Source organism: Paenibacillus sp. GM2FR, from assembly GCF_002803325.1.
Classification (GTDB): Bacteria; Bacillota; Bacilli; order Paenibacillales; family Paenibacillaceae; genus Paenibacillus_AQ; species Paenibacillus_AQ lautus.
This window is the reverse complement of sequence record NZ_MKZM01000008.1, coordinates 2,836,112-2,852,519: the sequence shown is the minus strand read 5'-3', so window position 1 is coordinate 2,852,519 and position 16,408 is coordinate 2,836,112. Positions and strand designations below refer to the sequence as shown.

The window sequence follows — 16,408 nt, the reverse complement described above, 5'->3', positions numbered from 1 at the left end:
TCGATAGATATGCCGATCTCTATATTAATGGCACCAACAGACAGACCGAACAAAATGATCAGAACGTTGACCGATACGCTCAGAACGTCGAGTATTAGTAAAAACATAAGATCAGCCCCTTAAGGCTAAATATGCATGAATCAAATGGAGGTTCCAGTATATGGAAGGTGAATGAGCATTCTTTCCAAGGAAGCGAGCAGCATAAGAAAAAACGACTGACGCATGCAAGCGCCACCTATCCTTGGCGGAGAATACAAAATGCCTTCTTTTCGATTTTAGTTTCCAATAGCATATTGAAACTTGTCATCCCCATATACTTTGCTATCAAGCAAATATAAATGGTTGTCTTATTAAGTGTGCCGAAAGGTGGGATATGGTGTGGCATGAAGGCAAACACGAAAGAAATCATGATATGAGGGAGGCATCTATTTGATGGAAATACAAATAACGGGGTTTGTTGTTCATTCCAATGACTCCGATTCGGGACATTCACATCAACTCTTTCTTACATCCTGGGATGGAAGACCGGTTAACGTTCATGTGCATCCCTTTGAAGGAGATACATCCTTTGATGTTGGACATTTTCATCATTACGTGGGTGTAACTGAACCAGCTCCAAGTGGTGTTCCACACGTCCATAATTATCATGCCCAAACATCATTTAATGACCAACACAAGCACATGATCAGAGGAACAACTGGCCCTGCCATTCCCTTGGCAGGTGGTGGGCACTATCATTATTTTGAGGGTTATACCACAGTAGATGGCAGGGTTCCACATGCTCATCGATATAGTGGAAATACAGGTAATGAACAGGGCTATCCAGGTACTTCCTATTGATGCATTTTTGTTCTTATAAATTATGCCTCTGACTATTACCTCCTGCCTTTGCCTTATCAGATTCCCTTTCATATGATGTATTATTCCAAATGGAAAGGGGTAATGATGAATGAGCGGCTATGAAGGTTCTGGGTATGGTAGTAGTCTTGGTGTTATTCTCGTTCTCTTTATTCTACTTGTAATAATACTCCGTACTTGGGGATTTTAAGTGAATACATTATAGAGGCTCTCACTTACGCGCATTGAATATACCAGGGTTAACATCTAAAGGCATCCAAAATAAATTTGGATGCCTTATTCACGCGCCCAGCTGTATGAATGGGGCAGATGATTCAAAAAAAGGAGCTAATCACGCTTTTTATTATAACCAAGCTTTAGCGGTGACTTCACCCGGTGGAGGCTTTTGAGGAAACTGAGAGCATATCATGTACTCGGAAGCTGAGGGATTCTTTACTGATCCTTTCAGGACCTTCATTTTTTTCATTAATTATTCGTCCAATTCATTTTTATAGATTCTGCATATAATGCATTATCTTCTTCGAAGGGAGGAGTTCTTATGAAAAAACATCATCATAAGGTTAAAGTGATTGTCCTCAAACCGGGACAAAAGGTCATTGTAAAGTGTGAAAAGCACAAAAAGCATCGCCCGTAAAAAGCTTAGAGCAAGATGATACTAGTTTTGAGAAATACCAAAAAGAGCGGCAAACTAAGAAGTGAAGTTCATTCTTGGTTTGCCGTTATTTTATTTAAGTAACGCACCGTGAAATAGGATGATATGGCATGAATCTTGCAGGTTTAAAGTGGATCACTAGGCAATGCCTAGAACTGCAAAATCTGTTCAAATCAATTGGCACACCACACCCAACCATTTGGATCGGTGCAGCTTTGATTCTCACTGGTGTTCTGTTCGTTATCATGAAAAAGAAATAGGAATTCACTCATTTATCTGTGCAGGCGAAAAGCAGCTTCCTTATCGAGCTGCTTTTCTGTTGTTGTGGTACGGAATAAGAAGAACGAAGAACGTGTTCGTCTTGGATTGTCATTGTACCCGCTACCTTGAGCAGGATTTGATCAGTGGTGAATCCTCAAATAAATTAACTGCAACTTTCGCAGAACGGATGGGTGTGAGCAAAAGCGTGGTCGGGTGTTTGATCACCATGGAAATTGCCTTTTTAAGTTTCAGAACGTGTTTGCTTGGTTAGGTTAATAAGAAATGCTGGTTAAAACGATACATAGTCGTAAATTCTACATCTTATATATCACACTGCCATTGACCATGGGATTTTGATTACATCACGAGATGAGGAACCTTACATGATTCTGAAATCACTGACGGAGCGGCTGATACTTAAGACGATAACGGGCAGTACTTCCATGGATATCACGAACCTGAATACAGATTCAAGAGAGATCCGGCCTGGCGGCCTGTTCGTCTGTGTTCCGGGTTTTCACGTGGACGGCCATGACTATGCCCGGCATGCGATACGCAACGGCGCTGTTGCCATCGTAGCTGAGCGGGAGCTGCCGGTGCTTCCAGGGAACGTAACGCGTATAACAGTACCGGATACCAGAAGAATTCTGCCGATTCTCGCAAACGCATTTTTTGAAGATCCCACACAGCGTTTGAAGCTGATCGGAATAACCGGGACAAACGGCAAGACCACGACAACCCATATGGTAGAAAAGATACTGAACGACGCTCACCGCAAAACGGGCATTATTGGCACACTGTATATGAAGATCGGAGATCATATGGAGAAGACGCTGAATACCACGCCGGATACGATCCAGCTGCAGCGTTATTTTCACACGATGGTCACCCATGGCGGGGACTATGCCGTGTTGGAAGTGTCTTCGCACGGATTGGATATGGGGAGAGTGCGCGGATGTGATTTTCAAACCGTAGTCTTTACGAATTTATCACATGATCATCTGGACTTTCATCAGAATATGGAGAGTTATCGCAATACGAAGGAGCTGTTGTTCGCCCAGCTGGGAAACAGTAACCGTGACATGCTGAAGAAGGCGGTCCTGAATGCGGATGATGAAGCATCGTCCTATTATGCAAAACGTACATCCGCACAGATCGTAACCTATGGCATTCATAACGAGGCTGATGTTCGGGCAACGCACATTCAAAATATGCCGGAGGGCAGCACGTTTCATGTAGAAACGCCATGGGGACAGGGCGGCTTCAGACTGAAGGTGCATGGTGTTCACAATGTATATAACGCACTTGCTGCCATGACCACTTGCCTGCTGGAAGGGATACCTCTTGAAGAAATTCGCAGAAGTCTTGAACAATTTGCAGGGGTTCATGGACGATTTCAAGAAATAGAAACAGGACGGAGATTTCGCGTGGTTGTGGATTATGCGCATAATCCGGATGGACTTAAGGCAACATTACAATCCGCCAAGGAAATCACTTCGGGCAAAATGATATGCGTGATGGGCTGCCGGGGCGAGAGGGATCGGTTGAAACGCCCGATCATGGCGGACATTGCCGCTTCGTATTCGGATTATGTGTTGTTCACGACGGACAATCCGTTCTCGGAGGATCCGGAGCAGATTATGGCAGAGATGTTGGGTGGCTTAACCTCGCATGAGGCGGGGAATTGGGAGGTTATCCTGAACCGTAAAGAAGCCATTCAACGAGCAGTGGAATTGGCCGGTGACGAGGACAGGATCATTATTACCGGACGAGGACATGAGACCCGTTATGTAGCAGGCAGCCAGATCGAATCATTTAGCGATGAGGATATTGTGCTGCGTTCATTGCAGGACATGGAGCAAGGCATCCAGATGATGACACCGGAGCTATAAAATTACCCGGGAGGTGCTGGATTTTGAAACGAACGGTGTTTGGTGCTGCGTTAATCGCGGTTTTGCTGCTTCTTGCTGCTTGTACACAGTCTCCCCCTTCTGAGGAAGAGGGGAGGCAGGAAGAACATCGGGAGGAGAAAACCGATTCCTCCGTTCAAGTGCTTGCAGAGCAGTTGAGGACACCTTGGTCTATCGATTTTGACGGCGATACGATTTATATCAGCGAGCGGGAAGGAAATATCGTTCAGATCCAGGACGGCACCTTAACCAGACAATCGGTACATACCGAGAAGTCGGTCGCCCATCAAGGAGAGGGTGGATTCTTAGGCTTTGCGTTAGCCCCTGATTTTCAGGATTCCGGCAAGGCTTTCGCCTACCACACCTATGATTCGGATGGAAAGGTCATGAACCGGTTGGTCCTTCTGAAGCAGGAGGGGAATCAATGGACAGAGTCGCAAGTCTTCCTGGAGCGTATTCCTGGCTCCAATGTGCATAACGGAGGCAGAATTGCGATCGGACCTGACGAGATGCTATACGTAACAACTGGAGATTCGGGAGAAGGAGAGCTTGCGCAAAACCAGGAAAGTCTAGCAGGCAAAATATTGCGATTGACGCTGGATGGGAAGGTCCCGGCGGATAATCCGACCGCAGGCTCTTATATCTATACGTTAGGGCATCGGAATTCGCAGGGCTTAGCTTGGAATTCGGATGGTGAATTCTACAGTTCGGAGCATGGACCGTCCGGAACACCCGGTGGACATGATGAGATTAATGAGATAACGGCCGGCAGCAATTACGGCTGGCCCGAGATTATTGGGGATGAACAGCAAGAGGGCATGAATACCCCGCTCTACCACAGCAGCGAAACGGCTATTGCTCCTTCAGGCATCGCTTTCGATGAGGAGGATTACATGTACGTGGCGACCCTTCGCGGTCAGAAGCTGTACCGATTTCGGCCGGAGGATGCCTCGCTTGAGACGGTATTGGAGGGGGAGGGCAGGTTAAGAGACGTCAAAGTCCATGACGGCAAAACCTATGTCATTACCAACAATACCGATGGCAGGGGTGTGCCCTCCGATCAGGATGATCGACTGCTGGTGCTGAAATAATTCAAAGAATTGTACATGTCTTGCGATTTAAGAGAATAGGATAGGACAAGTACAAAAAAAGGCCCCTTCCTGTATGGAAGGAGCCTGAAGTGGCAATAACAGATATTATGTCTGCATGGCTTCGGTTTGTTTTCGAATACGGTACACGCATTTTTTGTCGCCCTTGGCAAGGCACTCGGTACGTTCCACATCCGCCTCCAGCAAGGATTGAAACAGGTCAAGCTCACAGCGGCATGCGTGTTGATACCGGTTGGCTACTTGGGATATGGGGCAGTTCAGTTCTTCGAGGAGGTATTCTTCTTCGGTGACTTTTTTGTAATCCACCATATATCCGTTGTCATTCTGAATCTGGGCAAGGGCTGCAACGCGATCTTCGAGAGCATCGGCTTTCACCGTAGGCGTATACTTGTTCAGCAATGTATCTTTGCGCTTGTCGAACAACCGTGAAATCATTTCGTCACCGGCCTCGTCCTGCAGCTCGTTCAGCAGATCGAGTGCAAGCGCATGATAGTTCTTAGGGAAAAAATCCTCAGCTGATTCAGTAAGACTGTATAAGGAAACGGGTCTTCCCATCGGCTGCTTCACGGTTCGATAGGTGATGTAACCCTCACTCTTCAAGCTCTCCAGATGGCGCCGGACGGCCATGCCTGTTATGCCCAGTGCCTCGGTAATGGATTTCGTGCTGAGTTCACCATTTATTTTTAACATTTGCATGATATACTCGCGGGTACTGTATGCGACTTCTTGATCCACTATAATCACCGCCTTGTTTCTCGATGAATGCTTTCTTTTTCAACTAAAAAGGTTAAAAAGCAATATGTCTCATCTTATGTCTTTACCTTCTATAAGTCAACCGGAATAGCTGTTTTTGAGGCTGTCCTCACGCGGTTCATTGACAATTGGCATGATTAACCACATAATTATGATATATTTTAGTATAAAAAGTATAGAAAACCAAGAAATCTATGAAGATCGACTTTTTGCAATGATAGCCCGTCGAAAGTTTGAAAGATTATTACAATCGGGAAGGTGGAATCACGAATGTATGTTATTGGCTCAGCTTGTATCGAAGAGAAAGCGGGAGAATGCGTTGACGTTTGCCCTGTGGATTGTATCGAAGAAGGAGATGACCAGTTCTACATCGATACCGATATTTGTATCTCCTGCGGGGCTTGCGAAGCAGCTTGTCCGGTTGCGGCCATTTTCTATTTTGAGGATCTGCCGGAAGACCAGAAGCATTATTTCGATAAAGCGGTTGAATATTACAAGAACAAGTAGGGCGCTCCGGTTTGAGGCTATCCGCTCTGTTGTCTGTCCGTTTCTTGAATGGAATAGGTAAGGTAGAAACGGACTCCGTGCGCTCCGGTTTGAGGCTATCCGCTCTGTTGTCTGTCCGTTTCCTGAATGGAATAGGTAAGGTAGAAACGGACTCCCAAAGGATCCGTGCGCTCCGGTTTGAGGCTACCCGCTCTGTTGTCCGTCCGTTTCCGGAATGGAATAGACAAGGTAGAAACGGACTCCCAAAGGATCGGTTATCCTCAAACCTCCGCTGGTTGGAAAGTTCAAAAGGAAAGATCAAAAGACTAAAGATAAGAGACTAAAGATTAAAAGATTAAAATAGATCAAGGATTACAAGTTGTAACTCATATCTGATGCGATCAAATAAAAGAGGCTACGATAAATAGTCGAAATTATGATAGCTTTAAGCTGCGCTCATGCGTTAATCAAAATACGTGTTCTTTATACATAGACCATCCGGGATTATTTGAGGGTCACCTCGAATTTATTTCTCGGGTGGTTTAATTCGTTGTGGGAAGATCGAGCAAGAAAGCACCTAAAGACCCGGGACAACACCGAAAAAATCATATATTTCCTCTTTTAGAAGCCATTCGAGATGAAGAATGTTCCAATCATTCATTTCTCGGGTGGCTTTATTCATAGGGTGGAAAGACGTTGTTATCTACATTTTAGGAGATCTTGCGTCAAGTTGATGTCATGTTGTGCGCGATGCGCGGTCAATTGTATGTATACACGAGAATGAATTTCTTTCGTAAAATATTGAAACACTTACATTTCCAGAATCAAAAAAATAATAATTTAAATGTGTCATATATATTGACACATTTACAAAACACGTTTTATTATTAATATCACTGGAGAATAAAAATAATAAATTTGATAATAATCACGGTTTTTTGATGATTTCGGATCGTTTTATTTGGGAAAATGATCTAATTAATCTACTGGTGAAATTAAATAGGGGATGTCTTCATGAAAAAGCATGATCAAGACTTTATGAAGCGGCAGAACAGACTCACAGTATTCCAAATCATCAAGAACGAACAGCCGATTTCAAGAGCAGCCATTGCCAAACAGACGGGAATGAGTCCGACAACGGTCAGCCGGATCGTATCGGAGCTGACGGAAGAAGGATACGTTCACGAAACAGAAGAACAAGCCTCGGCCGGCCGCGGAAGAAAGTCTTCCTTAATAAGGCTGCTGGATACGGCGGTCATCTCGATCGGCGTCGAGCTGGATCGCCATCAAGCTAATATTGGATTCATCGATGTTCAGGGAAACGTATTGTGCAGCGGAAGTTTTCCGAGATCGTCGGAGGATACGGCAGAAGCCACGGTGGCCCGAATTGCAGACACCATTGAAGAACTCATCGCGGAATGCGATATCGATCGCAGACGGGTGGTGGGCATTGGCGTGGGACTGCCGGGCATCATCGATGTTGATGCCGGTGTGGTCAATTTCTCGGTACAGCTTGGTTGGAAGAATGTGAGGCTTGCCGAGAGGCTCAAGGAATTAACCGGGCTTCAAGCAGTCGTAGACAATGAGCTGAAGGTAAAAGCATTGGCGGAGCAGCTTAAAGGCTCGGCATACGGCTCCAACCGAACGGTTCTCCTCGGGTTCGGTAATGGCGTAGGCTCAGCGCTGATCCTGGAAGGGGAGATTTACCGCGGGGTGACCAATAGTGCGGGGGAAATCGGACACACGACCGTAGACCCTGAAGGTATGATGTGTGACTGCGGAAAAGCCGGTTGCCTTCAAACATATATCAATATACCCTCCTTGTTGTCGGAAGCCAGCAAGATTAAACCCGTTCGTACGATTGAGGAACTGTTCGCGGAAAGACGGGCTGGAACACGATGGGCGAGCTATTTAATCGATAGGGCCCTTGCCTATATGGCGATTACGATTAATAACGTCGTCAGTATGTACAATCCGGACAGCGTCATATTGAGCGGTGAGATTCTGGACAAGTTCCCTGAAGTATATGAAGAGATCACCGAGCTGTGCTACTCACAGTATATCTGGGAACCGCTTCAGGATTCCTTTACAATTGTCCGATCCGAGCTTCACGAGCATGGGGTCATCATCGGGTCGGGACTTGTCGCACAGGATCGTTATTTTCAATTGAATTAATTCATCTGGAGATCGGGGGAGCAAAATCATGGGATTTGTGCCATTGGTAGAGGAGTATCGCGGAAACGTACTGGAGAACATCCACTACGGAGCGATCAGTGTTGTAGACGAGAACGGAAAGGTGGTTTATGCAGCGGGTGATCCGCATCATATGACCTTTCTGAGATCGGCGGCTAAACCGTTCCAGGCAATACCGGTAATGAAACGCCGGATTGACGAGGTGTACGGACTTACAGGGGAAGAAACGGCTTTGTTTGCCGCTTCACACCGGGGCGAACGCTTCCACATTGATGCCTTGGAATCTATTTTGAAGAAAACCGGGATTCAGGAAGAAACGCTGCACTGCTGTGCAACTTATCCATTGAACGAGGATGCCAAGGCGCAGCGCCATCGCGATCATGAGGACAAGCGCAGAATCTTCCATAACTGCTCAGGCAAGCACAGCGGCTTGATTGCCCTATGCAAGCATATGGGCTGGGACGAGAGCACGTATTACAAGCCGGAGCATCCGGTTCAGCAAGAGATCATTGAGACGCTGGCTTATTTTGCCGAGGTTCCGGTTTCCTCGATCCCGCAAGGCATTGACGGCTGTGGCCTTCCTATCTTCGCGCTTCCGCTGGACCGCATCGGTTACTCCTTCCTCAAGCTGGCATGCCCGGATTTGATCGAGGATCCAGAGACTGCAGAGGCAGCTGCCAGAATGGCAAAACGGATGAATGAGTACCCGGATATCATTGCAGACACGAAGTTTGTATGCTCTGCTCTGCTCCGGGACCACAATCTGACTGCCAAGGGCGGCGCCAAGGGCGTGTACGGCATCGGTCTTCGGAAAGAACGCTTGGCGATCTCGCTTAAAGTGTCCGATGGCTCCGAGCAAGTATGGCCATGCATCATCGCTTCCATCCTGGAGCGCCTGGGTTACAGCGATCAGGCTACGATCGACCGCTTGTATGCGCTGGTTCCGAATGAGATTTTCAACGATGGCGGTACGCTGGTTGGGAAGCGACGTGCGGTGTACGAATGGAATGTTTAAGCTGTGAGGAACTCAAGGCGATCGGCAGGATGTTATATGCTGAAGCGGCGAGTGAATCTATAGATATTCACTACATCAAAGGGGGAGTAAAACAATGAGATTCAAAGGTAGAACATGGTCACTGCTCATGCTGCTGCTCGCATTTACGATTGTTGCGGCAGGCTGCGGCGGAAACAGCGGAAGCGGCAAAGGGGCAAGCGAAGGCGGCGAGAGCAAGCCGGTGACAAAAGATAACAAAGATGTTGTCATTGCGATTAACGCCAACTTCATCACGCTTGACCCTCACAATGCCGGAGACACGCACTCCATTTCCGGTGCACGCACAATGTACGAAGGTTTGATGGGCTTCAACGACAAGATGGAACTCGTTCCTGTGCTGGCTGAAGACTACAAGATCAGCGAAGACGGCCTGACTTACACATTCAATCTGCGCCAGAACGTGAAGTTCCATGATGGAACGGATTTCAACGCAGAAGCTGTAAAAGCCAACCTGGATCGCATCATGGATGAAAAGAACAACCTTAGAATGCGTAAAAGCTTCTCTACCGTCGCCGATGTTCAAACTCCGGATGACCACACGGTTGTCATCACCCTTAGCCAGCCGTACAACGCTTTCTTGAACAAGACCGCGATGGCGCTGATGATCAGCCCGAAGGCGCTTAAAGAAAGTGCCGACATCACGAAGAACCCTGTAGGTACAGCGGCATACAAGTTCAAGGAATGGATTCAAGGTGACCGCCTTGTTGTTGTGAAGAATGAAGATTACTGGCAAGAAGGACTTCCGAAGGTAGACAGCATTACGTTTAAACCGGTACCGGAGAACGGTTCCCGGATCGCAATGCTGAAGACGGGCGAAGCGGATTTCATCTATCCTATGCCAACCGAGCAAGTCTCTGAAGTAGAAGGCGATTCCAATATTGTCATTGATAAGATCGATTCCACCATCGTTCGTTATATCACTCTTAACACCATGAAGAAGCCTTATGACGATCTGAAGGTTCGTCAAGCCATCAACTATGCCATTGATAAAGATGCTTACATTAAAGTGGTTAAATCCGGACTGGGTTCGAAGCTGAAGTCTTCCATGTCCTCAATGACCCAGCACTACTCCGAGCAAACCGGCTATGATTACGATCTGGAGAAAGCAAAATCACTCTTGGCGGAAGCGGGCTATCCGGACGGATTCGAAGCAGAGCTCTGGGGAGAGAACGATTCCGAAACGATGAAAGGCATGCAGTTCATTCAGCAGCAGCTGGCTCTTGTCGGAATCAAAGTCGACGTGAAATCGATGGAGGGTGCAACCCTGTCCGATCAGATTAACTCGGCTACGCCGGAAAACGCAAAAATTCAAATGTGGTATGTAAGCTGGTCCCCTTCGTCAGGTGATGCTGACGGCGCAACAAAAGGTCTGTTCAGCAGCGAGTTCTTCCCGCCGGCTGGTTCTAATACGGCTTACTACAAGAACGACAATGTAGACCAATGGATCAAAGATGCTAACGCATCTGTAAAAGCTGAAGATGCAAAAGAAATCTATGCGAACATCCAAAAACAAATCTGGGAAGACGCTCCTTGGGCATTCCTCGGGGTCGATCAGGTCATCACCGGCAAGAGAGCTTATCTTGAAGGCGTTAAAGCCCTTCCGGACGGATCGATCAGCGTGATCAACGCAGAAGTCAAATAATCAGGCAGCGAAGAGCTTGCTAAACGTATACCTTGTGGTGGGCCGCCTCTTGAATCAATAAGGAAGCGGCCCATCGTATTTTTAAAAAGCTGGCATGTTGAAAGGAGGCACATCCTTTGGGAAGATATGCAATTCAGAGGCTGCTGGGTGTTATCCCGCTGTTGTTCGTTGTATCCATTCTTGTATTTATGTTCATTCACCTTATTCCTGGAGATCCGGCACGACTTGTTGCAGGTAAGGATGCCACCCTTGAGGAGATCAACGGGATTCGAGAGCAGCTAGGCTTAAACTTGCCGCTATGGCAGCAGTATGTGAACTACATGAGTGATCTGTTGAAGGGTGACTTGGGTGTATCCGTTACTTCCGGTTTGCCGGTGACGGACATGTTGGAAAGCCGCTTTTTCCCAACGATTGTCCTGACCTTTACCAGCCTTGGCTGGGCACTGGTCATTGGTCTGATCATTGGTATCATATCTGCCGTCAACCGCGGAAAATGGCCGGACTATATCGGAATGTTGACTGCGATATCCGGTATTTCCCTGCCAGGTTTCTGGCTTGGTCTTGTACTTATTCAAATTTTCTCCGTTGAGCTGGGCTGGTTCCCGACAGGCGGTGTCGACAGCTGGCAGTCCTATATTCTGCCATCCTTTACGCTGGGGGCAGGGATTATGTCCATGCTGGCAAGATACTCCCGTACTTCGATGCTGGAGACGATGCGTGAGGATTATGTCCGGACGGGACGCGCGAAGGGTCTGCGGGAATTCGTCGTTGTCGGCAGACACGCGCTGCGCAACTCCCTGATTCAGGTCGTAACCGTTGCTGGGCTGCAGTTCGGATTTTTGCTGGGCGGTTCCGTTATGGTTGAGACGGTATTCAGTATTCCTGGCATGGGGCGTCTCTTGGTAGACTCGATTGCGTTCCGGGATTATACCGTCATTCAAGCGCTTTTACTGCTGTTTGCAGCCGAATTTATCCTGATTAACCTGATTGTCGATTTATTGTACGGTGTACTGAATCCAAAAATCCGGTATGCATCGAAATAGGAGGGGGAACCCATGAGCGACAATTCAACAGTGACGGTCCATTCCTCCGTACCGGAGGATACGCTTGCGAAGAGTCAGGCAACTGGCAAATTCAAAGCGTTTACGTCTAAATTCATGAAGCAAAAGCTTGCCGTTATATCAAGCGGATTTATCTTGTTATTGTTAGTGCTGGCGGTGATCGGTCCGCAAATCGTTCCGTATCCTCCGAATGAGCCGAACTATGATGCGATGATGCAAGGCCCGTCGGCTGCCCATTGGGCAGGTACGGACGAGTACGGCCGTGATATTCTGAGCCGCTTGATCGACGGAACAAGGTTGACCATGGCGGTCAGCTTAAGTGCTGTATTTATATCCGCCATTCTCGGTACGATTCTTGGTCTGATCAGCGGTTACTATGGCGGCTGGATCGACCGTCTCATTATGCGGGGAAGTGACGTCATGTTCTCATTTCCTGACCTGCTGCTTGCCATCGGGATCGTGGCGATTTTGGGACCGGGCTTATCCAATGTGGTGATCGCGGTGGCGGTCTTCGGGACGCCGTCGTTTGCCAGAATCATTCGAAGCGTGACACTCTCCGCGAAGGAGTCTTTATATGTAGAGGCAGCACGGTCCATGGGCGCCAAGCATAACCGGATTATCTGGAAGCATATTTTTCCCGAGACGGTTCCCAGCATCATTGTGAACGTATCGATGAGAATCGGCGGCGCCATTCTGGCAGCTTCTTCGTTAAGCTTCCTCGGACTTGGAGCCAAGCCGACGGAACCGGACTGGGGCGCCATGCTCAGCATGGGGCGCGATTACTTGAGCATTGCACCTCATATCGTGTATTATCCGGGACTTCTCATATTCCTGACCGTGCTTGCATTTAACCTGATCGGTGACGGACTGAATGATGCCCTTGATCCGAAGACGAAAAACTAATAGGGGGGATAGATCGTGACGCAAACATTGCTTGAAGTAAAAGGTCTCAAAACCGAGTTCAAACGCGATGGCTCATCCGTGCTTGCCGTAGCAGGAGTGGATTTTCACATCAATAAAGGCGAAGTGCTCGGGCTCGTTGGTGAATCCGGATGCGGCAAAAGCGTAACCTCCCTGTCCATCATGAGGCTTCTTAAAGATACGCCCGGTCGAATATCCGGGGGCTCGGTAAGCTTTGAGGGCAAGGATCTCGTGCAAATGTCGGAAAAAGAAATGCGCCGCTATCGCGGAAATGAGCTGGCCATGATCTTCCAGGAGCCGATGACGTCGCTGAATCCCGTCCTTCGTATCGGGAAGCAGCTGGAGGAAGCCATTATGCTGCATTTGGGGTACAGCCGCAAGAAAGCGCGGCAGCATGCCATCGATTCGCTCCAACTTGTTGGTATTCCGAGAGCCGATGAGGTTGTGGATGACTATCCGCACCAATTGTCCGGCGGCATGCGGCAGCGGGTCATGATTGCGATGGCGATGTCCTGCAATCCGAAGCTGCTGATAGCGGATGAGCCGACCACAGCCCTTGATGTTACGATTCAGGCTCAAATCCTGGATCTGATGAACCGACTCAAGACCGAACAGGAAATGGGCATGCTGCTCATTACCCATGACCTTGGCGTCGTCGCGGAAATGTGCGACCGGGTGGTTGTCATGTACGCAGGCAGAGTCGTGGAAGAGGCGACAGTCGAGGAATTGTTTGAGAATCCTCAGCATCCGTACACCAAAGGACTTATTAACTCGGTGCCTAAGCTTAGACAAAAGGTGCGCCGTTTGGAATCCATTCCAGGGAATGTGCCGGATCTAAGGAACATGCCGAAAGGCTGCAAGTTTGCTCCGCGTTGTCCGTTTGTGATGGAGCAGTGCCTCTCTCAGGAGCCGGAGCTTCTCCCTGTCGCACATGAGGAACATCGTAAGAGCCGCTGCTGGCTGACACAAGAAGGTCACTCGAAGGGAGGAGAAACCGCATGAAAGAAACACCTCTATTAGAAGTAAAGAATTTGCAGAAATCATTCACGGTGAAAAAGGGGTTCTTCGGTACATCCAAGCAGCTTCGTGCCGTGGATGGCATCTCCTTCGCAATCCATAAGGGCGAGACCTTCAGTCTGGTTGGCGAGAGCGGCTGCGGCAAATCGACCACCGGCCGCTTGGTAACCCGTCTGCTGACGCCGAATAGCGGCGAAGTGATTTTTAACGGAACCGATATTAGCGGATACAACGAGAATCAGATGCGGCCGCTGCGGAAAGATATGCAGATGGTCTTCCAGGATCCTTATGCTTCCCTTAATCCAAGAATGAAGGTCAAAGAACTGGTCGCGGAGCCCTTGCTGATTCATACCAAGCTGAGCACCAAAGAGAGGGATAAATTGGCTTGTGAGCTGCTGGAAACGGTCGGACTGAACAGCTTCCACGCCGAACGCTTTGCCCATGAGTTCAGCGGCGGGCAGCGTCAGCGGATCGGCATTGCCCGAGCGCTGTCCGTGCGTCCGAATCTGATCGTGGCCGACGAGCCGGTGTCCGCGCTGGATGTTTCCATCCAATCGCAGGTGCTGAACCTGCTGCAGGATCTTCAGGAGGAATACGGCCTGACTTATCTGTTCATCTCCCATGATCTCAGCGTGGTTGAGCATATCAGCGACCGGATCGGCGTCATGTATCTGGGCGCGCTCGTGGAGACGGCTGATAAGGATACGCTGTACGATCGCCCGCTGCATCCTTATACTCAAGCGCTGCTGTCCTCGGTGCCCGTTCCGGATCCGAAGCAGAAGAAGGAACGGATCATTCTGAAGGGCGATCTGCCGAGTCCGGTGAATCCGCCGACAGGCTGCCGCTTCCATACACGCTGTCCATCCTGCATGGAAGTATGCAAACAGATCACGCCTGCTTACCGTGAGGTTGAGCCAGGGCATCAGGTGGCATGCCATTTATATGACGAAGAAATCATGAAAAACGCATAACGGTGTTGATTCTCTTATAAAGGAGGGAAAGCCTCGATATGAACATCACAATCGATGAAGCTTCATTGGCAGAAACTTCGATATATGTGGTTTATGAGGGCGAGGAGTCTCATTTTCGTTTAAAGGAATCTCGTAAACATAGCATGACGCTAACGTGGTTCTATGGCCGCTCCGATCAAGAAGCGGACGATCTCGTTGTCGGCATGGGGCAGCGTTCGAACCTCACGTTGGAGCAAGTGCGCAGAACGGGCGCTTCAGCCGCGAGAGCGCTGCTCAAGGAGAATAAATCAAGCGCAGTGCTGATCCGCGCAACAAACGGGGATGGCAGGGGTTCTTCCCGGATTTCGGAGGAGGAAGAACTCCAGGCGTGGGTTGAAGGCTGGATGTACGGATTATATCAATTCAATAAGCATCGCGGGGTCACGGCCAATCTGCAAGCCCTGTCCCTAAATCTTCGACAAGAAGATTGGCAGGGGCTTTCCCGTAAAGACCTGGAAGCCATCATACAGACGGCAGGAATCCGAATCGAAGGGACGCAGCTCACTCGAGACTTGGTGAATGAATCTCCGGAAACGTTAAACCCGGAAGCATTCGTTGCAGTGGTCGAGGATCGTTTCAAGAAGGCACCCGTTCAGCTTCATGTGTATCGCGGACAAGAGCTCCATGACCGGCAGATGAACGGACTAATCGCTGTGGGCGCTGGAAGTAAATATGAGCCTGCCTTGATTGAGATTTCCTATAATGGAGTGGATTCCGAGAAGGGGAGCCCTCATATCGTGCTCATCGGCAAGGGCGTAACCTTTGATATGGGCGGGATGAACGTCAAAATTGGCCGAGACATCAGTGATGCCCGTATGGATATGGGCGGCGCTGCAGCCGTCGTGGGTGCCATGGATATTCTGGTATCGCAAAAAGCTCCGGTACGAGTAACGGCGCTGATAGCCGTTGCGGATAATTTATCGGGACCGGATGCGATGCTTCCTTCTTCCGTCGTTCACTATCCGAATGGCTTAAGCGTTCAGGTCGCGAATACGGATGGGGAAGGAAGGTTGATCATTGCGGATGCCCTGCTGCACGCTGCGAATCTTGGCGCAGATAAGGTGATTGATATCGCAACCCTCACCGGTAATGTCGGAGCCGCACTGGGCTTGGAAATTGCGGGTATCTGGGGCGATCAACAGATTACGGCCGATTTGGTTGAGATCGGTGAGCGTAACGGAGAGCGTCTATGGCCTATGCCGCTGATGGATGAGTACGAATCGGATCTTAGGAGCGATTATGCCGATCTGAAAAATGTCGGTACGTCAACGTTGGCAGGCGCTATAACGGCCGCGCTGTTTATCCGGCATTTTGTGGCCGATTCCATGAAATGGGTGCACATCGATATGGCGGGCACGGTCCAGTATAAACGGGAATTCCCCCATTCCGCAGCGGGGGCTACCGGATATGGCGCGAGATTGTTGGCGGATTATGTGGAGAAGCAGTTTCTCCATGCTTAAAGAATCAACTTCAGTAAGGAG

General features: G+C 48.8%; 15 protein-coding genes. 14 read left to right on the top strand and 1 reads right to left on the bottom strand.

Annotated elements, in window-relative coordinates:
• Window positions 1-432: 432 nt before the first annotated feature.
• The 5 genes from PAEVO_RS12665 to PAEVO_RS12650 all read left to right on the top strand — a co-directional run bounded on the left by PAEVO_RS12665 (window position 433) and on the right by PAEVO_RS12650 (window position 4,772).
• Entirely contained in the window at window positions 433-840 is a 408-nt protein-coding gene (locus PAEVO_RS12665; protein WP_100537870.1) for a YmaF family protein, read from the top strand.
• Window positions 841-949: 109 nt separating this feature from the next.
• Window positions 950-1,048 (top strand): YjcZ family sporulation protein, encoded by a 99-nt coding sequence (locus PAEVO_RS12660; RefSeq protein ID WP_100537869.1) that lies wholly within the window; start codon window positions 950-952, stop codon window positions 1,046-1,048.
• A gap of 607 nt (window positions 1,049-1,655) precedes the next feature.
• Window positions 1,656-2,042 (top strand): hypothetical protein, encoded by a 387-nt coding sequence (locus PAEVO_RS33500; protein ID WP_133120324.1) that lies wholly within the window; start codon window positions 1,656-1,658, stop codon window positions 2,040-2,042.
• Window positions 2,043-2,154: 112 nt separating this feature from the next.
• Window positions 2,155-3,663 (top strand): UDP-N-acetylmuramoyl-L-alanyl-D-glutamate--2,6-diaminopimelate ligase, encoded by a 1,509-nt coding sequence (locus PAEVO_RS12655; RefSeq protein ID WP_100537868.1) that lies wholly within the window; start codon window positions 2,155-2,157, stop codon window positions 3,661-3,663.
• Between the two features lie 23 nt (window positions 3,664-3,686).
• On the top strand, window positions 3,687-4,772 hold the full coding sequence (locus PAEVO_RS12650) for a PQQ-dependent sugar dehydrogenase (protein WP_100537867.1): 1,086 nt from the start codon (window positions 3,687-3,689) through the stop codon (window positions 4,770-4,772).
• A 105-nt stretch (window positions 4,773-4,877) separates the two neighbouring features.
• Here the strand turns inward: PAEVO_RS12650 and PAEVO_RS12645 are convergent, their stop codons facing one another.
• Complete coding sequence (locus PAEVO_RS12645; protein WP_100537866.1) at window positions 4,878-5,525, bottom strand: helix-turn-helix transcriptional regulator; 648 nt, start codon at window positions 5,523-5,525, stop codon at window positions 4,878-4,880.
• 288 nt (window positions 5,526-5,813) lie between these two features.
• Here PAEVO_RS12645 and PAEVO_RS12640 point away from each other — a divergent pair, with 288 nt between their 5' ends.
• From PAEVO_RS12640 to PAEVO_RS12600, 9 genes are all read left to right on the top strand, one after another.
• Window positions 5,814-6,050, top strand: coding sequence for an indolepyruvate ferredoxin oxidoreductase subunit alpha (locus PAEVO_RS12640; RefSeq protein ID WP_015736133.1), 237 nt, complete (start codon window positions 5,814-5,816; stop codon window positions 6,048-6,050).
• Between the two features lie 993 nt (window positions 6,051-7,043).
• Window positions 7,044-8,204, top strand: coding sequence for an ROK family transcriptional regulator (locus PAEVO_RS12635; RefSeq protein WP_100537865.1), 1,161 nt, complete (start codon window positions 7,044-7,046; stop codon window positions 8,202-8,204).
• A gap of 28 nt (window positions 8,205-8,232) precedes the next feature.
• A complete protein-coding gene (locus PAEVO_RS12630; RefSeq protein ID WP_100537864.1) occupies window positions 8,233-9,237 on the top strand; it encodes an asparaginase in 1,005 nt (334 codons plus the stop codon).
• 94 nt (window positions 9,238-9,331) lie between these two features.
• Window positions 9,332-10,918, top strand: coding sequence for a glutathione ABC transporter substrate-binding protein (locus PAEVO_RS12625; protein ID WP_100537863.1), 1,587 nt, complete (start codon window positions 9,332-9,334; stop codon window positions 10,916-10,918).
• Between the two features lie 116 nt (window positions 10,919-11,034).
• Window positions 11,035-11,961, top strand: a complete 927-nt coding sequence (locus PAEVO_RS12620) for an ABC transporter permease subunit (protein WP_009592113.1) — start codon at window positions 11,035-11,037, stop codon at window positions 11,959-11,961.
• Between the two features lie 12 nt (window positions 11,962-11,973).
• Entirely contained in the window at window positions 11,974-12,882 is a 909-nt protein-coding gene (locus PAEVO_RS12615; protein ID WP_100537862.1) for an ABC transporter permease, read from the top strand.
• 15 nt (window positions 12,883-12,897) lie between these two features.
• Complete coding sequence (locus PAEVO_RS12610; RefSeq protein ID WP_100537861.1) at window positions 12,898-13,902, top strand: ABC transporter ATP-binding protein; 1,005 nt, start codon at window positions 12,898-12,900, stop codon at window positions 13,900-13,902.
• Window positions 13,899-14,888, top strand: a complete 990-nt coding sequence (locus PAEVO_RS12605) for an ABC transporter ATP-binding protein (protein WP_100537860.1) — start codon at window positions 13,899-13,901, stop codon at window positions 14,886-14,888. The genes PAEVO_RS12610 and PAEVO_RS12605 overlap by 4 nt, the downstream gene beginning before the upstream one ends.
• Window positions 14,889-14,926: 38 nt before the next feature.
• Window positions 14,927-16,387, top strand: coding sequence for a leucyl aminopeptidase family protein (locus tag PAEVO_RS12600; RefSeq protein WP_100537859.1), 1,461 nt, complete (start codon window positions 14,927-14,929; stop codon window positions 16,385-16,387).
• The last annotated feature ends 21 nt before the right edge of the window (window positions 16,388-16,408 follow it).